The sequence below is a fragment of the Eudoraea sp. genome, from assembly GCF_049669105.1.
Classification (GTDB): Bacteria; Bacteroidota; Bacteroidia; order Flavobacteriales; family Flavobacteriaceae; genus Eudoraea.
Window position 1 is genome coordinate 1 of record NZ_JBATKE010000055.1, and the last position, 6,581, is coordinate 6,581.

6 protein-coding genes are annotated in these 6,581 nt (G+C 38.4%); 2 read left to right on the forward strand and 4 right to left on the reverse strand.

The window, feature by feature from the left end:
• Both WBM60_RS04640 and WBM60_RS04645 read right to left on the reverse strand, forming a co-directional pair.
• Positions 1-1,283: hypothetical protein (locus WBM60_RS04640; protein ID WP_424282802.1), on the reverse strand; the 1,283-nt coding region annotated here is incomplete at its 3' end.
• A 7-nt stretch (positions 1,284-1,290) separates the two neighbouring features.
• A complete protein-coding gene (locus WBM60_RS04645; RefSeq protein WP_424263464.1) occupies positions 1,291-2,517 on the reverse strand; it encodes a choice-of-anchor B family protein in 1,227 nt (408 codons plus the stop codon).
• Between the two features lie 70 nt (positions 2,518-2,587).
• On the opposite strand from WBM60_RS04645, the gene thiL reads away from it, so the two are divergent.
• The gene (gene thiL, locus WBM60_RS04650) at positions 2,588-3,637 is read left to right on the forward strand and encodes a thiamine-phosphate kinase (protein WP_424263466.1); all 1,050 of its coding nucleotides are present in this window, start codon (positions 2,588-2,590) and stop codon (positions 3,635-3,637) included.
• On the opposite strand, the gene WBM60_RS04655 is transcribed toward thiL, so the two are convergent.
• Positions 3,638-3,856, reverse strand: coding sequence for a hypothetical protein (locus WBM60_RS04655; protein WP_297796787.1), 219 nt, complete (start codon positions 3,854-3,856; stop codon positions 3,638-3,640).
• 263 nt (positions 3,857-4,119) lie between these two features.
• On the opposite strand from WBM60_RS04655, the gene brnQ reads away from it, so the two are divergent.
• The gene (gene brnQ / locus WBM60_RS04660) at positions 4,120-5,409 is read left to right on the forward strand and encodes a branched-chain amino acid transport system II carrier protein (RefSeq protein ID WP_424263468.1); all 1,290 of its coding nucleotides are present in this window, start codon (positions 4,120-4,122) and stop codon (positions 5,407-5,409) included.
• 55 nt (positions 5,410-5,464) lie between these two features.
• Here brnQ and WBM60_RS04665 read toward each other — a convergent pair.
• A partial coding sequence (locus WBM60_RS04665; RefSeq protein ID WP_424282803.1) for an aminopeptidase P family protein occupies positions 5,465-6,581 on the reverse strand: 1,117 nt, incomplete at its 5' end.

Below are 6,581 nucleotides of genomic sequence, written 5' to 3' on the forward strand. Positions count from 1 at the left end.
CTGGAACTTTCACCAACCAAAAGTATACTCTTATCAAGATTCTCAACTGCATCAAAACCATAATCCAAATTTGATCCTCCAAAAGTCCCCTGCCAGATCAAATTTCCATCGGAATCTGTTTTTATTACCCAAATGTCGTTTTCTCCTTGATTTTCTTTAGCGTCGCCATCAATGCTTTTTGAATTTCCGGTAATTATAAATCCGCCATCATACGCAGTGCTTAACCCCTGTGCGGCGTCAAACTGTGAACCTCCAAAGGTCTTTTCCCATAACAGCTTACCATTATCATCTATTTTAATTAGCCATATATCAGATTCGCCGTGATTCATTGAAATATCCTTATCAGTGCTAAAAGTATTCCCGGTAACCACATAAGCGCCATCATCGGTTTTGGCAATATCATAAGCAATTTCAATACCGGAACCGCCAAAGGAACGCTCCCATAACAATTCCCCCGTAGCTGTTAATTTAATTACCCAAAAGTCGTAGCTGCCTTTGGTATTCGAAATATCATAATCCTCACTTTCAGAAAACCCTGCCATCACAAAGCTGCCATCGTCCGCTTCAATAACCGCATGAGCCCTGTCATTGTTTGTGCCTCCGTAGTAACTCCTCCATTCTAAATTGCCATTGGCATCTATTTTAGTTCCCCAAAATTCGCCCACACCATGTCTGGTAAGAAAATTGCCTTTGTAATAAGTTCCATCGTCAAGGGCGGCTGTAATATCCAAAAATCCTGCGAAGAAAAATCCTCCATCAGCAGTTTGTAATATATCATATGAATGATCATGACCCGAAAACCCAAAACTTTTTTCCCATTCAATAGCCCCTAATTGATCCAGTTTTAAAATCCAGTTATCATGGAATCCCTCATTGTTACTTCCATTGCCATCATCACTCATGGCATAGCCTGTAACAGCATAACCACCATCTGATGTCTGGATTATCGCCTGGCCCCTGTCATCCTTGCTACCCCCGTACGTTTTGCTCCAGTCTACATTCCCTTCCTCATCTAACTTCAAAACCCAATAGTCATTTACGGGAATAGATTTACCCTCAAGATCTCCATCGGTGCTTTTTGAATACCCAAGAACTGCATAACCGCCATCGTTCGTATGAATTACTGATTGTGCCGTTTCTTCGTCAGTACCACCGAAACTCTTTACCCAATCAATTTCTCCTAAAAATAAGGCTTCATCATAGCCGTTGTCCGGAATTACAGAATCGTCATCTGAACATGAAAAGAAAAACAGCGCTATAACTAAGATTAAAATGTTTTTCACAATTATTCTAATTTGACTTTTTAATAACAAAGAGGCCGGAATTGATATCATTCACAATAATCTTTTCACTTTCAAAGTACGTGTATATACTCCATACGCCTTCAAAGGCGGCGGTATTATTGGACGGATACGTATCAAAAAAACCTTCTTCAACGATACTTTGCCCGTCTATGCCTGAAATATCAAGAATTCGGACCCCTGCAGTATAATTAGCGAGATAAAAAGAGTCCCCTTTTACATAACCGTTGTGGTCAATAGCCGCTGTATTTCCCAAATATGTATAATGTAAAACCGGGTTATCAAGATCCGAAAGATCGAAGACCAAGGTCCGGGAATTAAAACCAAAGTTGATCTCATCCAATTCATCTCCCAAAATAAAATAGCGCTGGTCTTCAGAAAACCACCCCTGATGGGTATATCCTAAATTAGCGTATTGAATAGTACTGATTTCTGACGGATTGTCCTTGTCTGTGATATCTACGATAGTCATTTGATTTTCATTCGCCCCAATAAAAATTTCCTGACCATTGTAATCAATGTCAGGACCGTTATAGGTAACAACTTGTGCATCATGAGAATAACCGTTGGCGCCATAACCTCCTGCAGCGATTGGATTTTTGGGGTCCTGAATATCAATGAAATGGGCACCCCCATTGTATAAATCATTTCTTGCCGTACCCACTGCATATGCATATCCGCTACCTTCATTAATGACAATATTGTGTGCGCTTCCAAAACCAGTATAGCGGGTATCTGCCTCAAAAGTTTCCGGGGCATTCGCCACATTCCTTAATTTGGTTAAATTAAAAACCTGCATCCCATGGCCGCCGGCCTCAGACACAATAAATGCATGATCCTGGTAAACTTTTATGTCTCTCCAGGAGCTGGATGTTGTTGCTGAAGGTAATTTTCCAAGATAAATCAATTCTTCAGTATCCGTTATATCAACAAAGCCGGTTCCATTGTTCAAACCCACCAAGGCATATTCCTTCCCCGTAGAGGTGTCTGTCCACCCCCAGATATCATTTGCTGAAGAAGCACTGAATTGGGTCAAATTAATTTGTCCTAATAAGTCATAACCATTACAGGGATAAATGCCTGCCATACCATTTTCGCAAGGTAAAAAGCCGCTTTGAGGATTTTCAATAATGTCATCATCAGCTGGAGAATCATCACTATCGGAGCAACCTGCCAGAAATAGCAGGCATAAGAAAAGCAGGAATGTTTTTTTCATGGGGCAAAAAATAATAATTCTTTTTCGCTATAAAGATAATATATTATTCCCATCCACTTATTTTTGCACCATGCTTGAAGACAAAAACCAGGAGAAAACCTCACTAGAACAATTGGGTGAATTTGGATTAATAGATCATCTGACCCAGAGCTTTAAATTGCAACATAAATCCACCATCAAGGGTATTGGTGATGATGCCGCCGTGCTTGACTTTAAGGATAAAAAGACACTTGTCTCTACAGACTTGTTGATTGAAGGGATACATTTTGATCTCAGCTATATGCCGCTAAAACACTTGGGATATAAAGCTGTAATGGCTAATTTATCTGATATTTATGCGATGAATGCAATGGCTACTCAGATTACTGTTTCTGTTGCAGTCTCCAATCGATTTCCTTTAGAAGCTTTAGAAGAATTCTATAAGGGTATCGCACTGGCCTGTGAGCTTTACAATATAGATCTGGTTGGAGGAGATACTACCTCTTCCACTACAGGGATGATCATAAGTATAACCGCTATAGGAGAGGCTGCCAAAGAAGACATCGTTTACAGGAGCGAAGCAAAACCAAATGATCTCCTCGTGGTTAGTGGTGACCTGGGAGCCGCATATATGGGGTTGCAAGTTTTAAAACGCGAAAAAGAAGTATTTAAGGTTAATCCAAATAATCAGCCGGATCTGTCGGCATATAGCTATATCATTGAACGCCAATTAAAGCCTGAGGCCAGAAAAGATATAGTGGAATTATTAAAAAAACTGCATATTCAACCTACTTCAATGATTGATATTAGCGATGGTCTTTCTTCCGAAATACTTCATTTATGTAAACAGAGTGATGTGGGTTGCAATCTTTATGAAGATAAAATTCCTTTAGACCCCACGGTCATTTCAGCATGTGAAGAATTTAAACTGGATAGCACTCTAGTTGCTTTAAGTGGAGGTGAGGATTATGAGTTATTGTTCACTATTGATCAAAAAAAATTCCCGGAATTAAAGGGCAATCCTAACTTTACTGTTGTGGGGCACATAACAGATAAGAATGAAGGCGCACACTTAATATCCAGGAATAATTCTAAAATTCCACTTACCGCTCAGGGTTGGAATTCATTTGCCAAAGCATAATTAAGCTACTTGTTGGGTAGTCCTATGTCTTTTTTGGTATAAGTCTTCTAAGGTATCATTGATCTCCTGAAGTTCAGGTGTTAAAACGGAAAGATTTCCGCTTACGTCTGTTGTGACTTCTTTGCCACAGTGAACACACTTATATTCCTTTATGTGCAAGGTTACCTTCTTGGATACAGAATAGTGGTGGCCAAAAATATTACAAAATATTTTTTTCATAATGTAGGTTTTAGGTCTGCATTGGTAGGGTTTGGGAATCCTTAATATGCAATAATAAACTTTCAGTAAAAGTAAATGAGACTTTAATTTCAAATAACTTAAATTCAGAACGCATCTACCTTGCATTTTATTGAGTGGCCCCTCTGAATTTTATGCTTTTTTCGATGAACGTCTCTTTTTACGACCAATTGTAGCTTTACGGGGATGAATTTTGTTTTAGAATTAGTCCTTTTTTCATTTATCTTTCACGTTTAATAAATCCTATGATTAGAATAAAGGAAACGCTGGTAACAGCTTTTGCGCTTTTCTCACTTTTCTTTGGTGCAGGAAATCTTATTTTACCTCCTCAACTTGGGTTTAAGGCCGGGGAACTTTGGTGGTTAGTTGCTCTTGGTTTTGCTATTTCAGCCGTTTTAATCCCAATCTTGGGAATCCTTGGTCATGCCAAACTACAGGGAACAATGTTTGATTTTGCATCTAAGGTGTCATCTTCCTTCAGCCTTATTTTTTGCTTTATTATTTATGGTGTTTCAATTTCACTCCCATCACCAAGAACGGCATCCGTTACTCACGAAATGGGTATTGCACCTTTACTTCATAATTCCGCATTCAGTACAAGTATTGTCTATTTTATTTTAGTATTCATTTTTGTAATGAACCGTACAAAAATATTGGACATCATAGGGAAATATTTAACCCCGGCAATTATTCTTATCCTTTTATCTATTATGGGAATAACACTATTTTCTTTCGAACTTGATTTTGGAACAAATACTTTTATCAATCCTGTTACAGAAGGAGTTTTGGAAGGTTATCAAACCTTTGATGCCATAGGCGCCATTGTCGTGGGCGGCGTTATTATAACTTCAATTAACTTAAGTCATCAAGAAGCTTCTTATGAGCGTAAAAAAGCATTAATCGGCAGGGCTGGTTGGCTGGCGGGATTTGGTTTAATAATGATATATGCCGGATTAATTTTTACCGGCGCGGTCATGCATGGACAATTTGATGCAGAGGTTACGCGTACTTCACTTATTACCGGGATAAGTAAAATAACCCTTGGTTCAAATGCGAATTTATTTTTAGGCATATTAGTAAGCCTGGCTTGTTTTACCACTGCAGTAGGAATTGTAGCAGGTACGGCAGATTTTGTAAAATCGCGTTTGCCAAAATCAAAAAATGCATATTTGGTTACTGCTCTTATCAGTTCTTTACTTGGAGTGTTAATGGGGCAATTTAATGTAGGTTACATCATCGCCGTTGCATTGCCAATTCTAATGTTTGTTTATCCTGTTACAATTGTTTTAATCTTACTCAATGTGATTCCGGAAAAATTTGGTTCCCCAAAAGTTTTCAAAGCCGTTGTATTCACGACTATTATTTTTAGTATCCCCGATTTTTTAGGAAGTATTGGTTTAAGCGGTGACATAGAATCTTTTACAAGATGGATTCCCCTTAGCAAATTAAGTATGGGATGGGTATTACCCGCTTTGGCTGTCTTTATTTTTACGAACATAAGTAATAGAGGATCATCGAAAACTGAAGGGTTTTAGTTTTAGTGCAAATTACCCCTGCTTTTAAAAGAAAATCCGGAGTTATCCTTTTGCTTTACTTATTCATGAGGTCTTCAATCTCATCAACTTCAATTGGGATATTTTGCATTAGATTAAATGGAGTCCCTTTTTCCTTAATAACTACATCATCTTCCAAGCGGATACCCATCTTCTCATCTGGAATATAAATCCCTGGCTCTACAGTAAAGACCATGTTCGGCTTCATAGGTGTTTTTAGTGCTCCATAATCATGGGTGTCTAATCCCATATGGTGACTCGTGCCGTGCATAAAGTATTTTTTATAGGCAGGCCAGTCCTTATTCTCATTTTGAACATCAGCTTTATCAAGTAATCCTAAGCCAATAAGTTCAGAAGTCATTACTTTGCCCACCTCTATATGATACTCCGCCCATAAAGTTCCAGGCACCAACATATTAGTAGCTTCATTTTTAACCCGAAGTACCGCTTCGTAAACCTGGCGCTGCCTTTCGGTAAATTTACCATTTACCGGAACGGTCCGGGTCATGTCACTTGAATAATTTGCATATTCTGCTCCTACATCCATCAGGATTAAGTCGCCATCTTTACATTGGTTGTTATTTTCTATGTAATGCAAAACGTTAGCATTATTCCCCGAGGCTATTATTGGTGTATACGCAAATCCTTTTGAGCGATTACGAATAAATTCGTGTAGATATTCGGCTTCCAATTCATATTCCCAAATACCTGGTTTCAAAAATTTCAATATGCGGCGGTAACCTTTTTCAGTTATATTGCAGGCTTTCTGGATTAATTCAATTTCCTCAGGTTCCTTTACTCCTCTTATCTGTTGTAAAATGGGATTGCTCTTAGCAACACCGTGCGCTGGAAAATCATTTTTGCATTTTAAAATAAAACGGTCCTCCCTGGTTTGAGTCTCTACTGACTGTCTATAATGCTCGTTGGTATTAAAATAAATACACTCAGCTTCAGTCATTAGACCAAAAAATACCTTGTCAAAATCTGTTAACCAATGTACAGATTCTATCCCTGAAACGGCAGTTGCCTGATCCTTATCTAACTTCGCTCCTTCCCAGATTGCTATGTGTTCGTTCGTTTCTCTAACGAATAATATCTCTCTGCTTTTTTTATCAATAGCATCTGGAAAAAGTAAAAGGATGGATTCTTCTTGA